Origin of the sequence: Neorhizobium alkalisoli, assembly GCF_002968635.1 — a bacterium.
Lineage (GTDB): Bacteria > Pseudomonadota > Alphaproteobacteria > Rhizobiales > Rhizobiaceae > Neorhizobium > Neorhizobium alkalisoli.
In genome coordinates, this window is record NZ_PVBN01000041.1 from 1 (window position 1) to 435 (window position 435).

The 435-nt window shown below is 61.4% G+C and carries 1 pseudogene; it reads right to left on the reverse strand.

Annotated features, from left to right (window positions below):
- Positions 1 to 435 (reverse strand): annotated as a pseudogene (locus C5L13_RS28450) (hypothetical protein); the annotation flags it as partial.

Consider the following 435-nt stretch of genomic DNA (forward strand, 5'->3'; position numbering starts at 1 on the left):
CTTCCAGCCCTGTGCCGCCAACACTTCCTTGAAGGCAGCGCCAATGGCCTCGCGCTTCCACTCCGGCAGCGCGCCAAGCTTCTCTGCCAGCACGGCAATGCCAGGGCGTACGTCGTCAGTGAGATGCTGCGCAGCCAATTCCGGCTCGACCGCGATATCCGTGCGATAGAACAGCAGCGCGGTCTGCGCGACTTCACGGAGCGTGTTGGCGCGATCCTTCACGAGCGCAATCACGTCAGCCAGCACAGGGCCGCCATCGACCTTGCCACCCAGCTCTTCAATGAACGGCTTCACCAGATCGGCCAGGCGCACGTTATCGGCCTGCTTGATGTAGTGGTTGTTCAGCCAGGCGAGCTTTTCGGGGTTGTATTGGGCCGGCGACTTGCCGAGGTGCTCGAGGTCGAACCATTCGATGAATTGTTCGCGCGAGAAGAT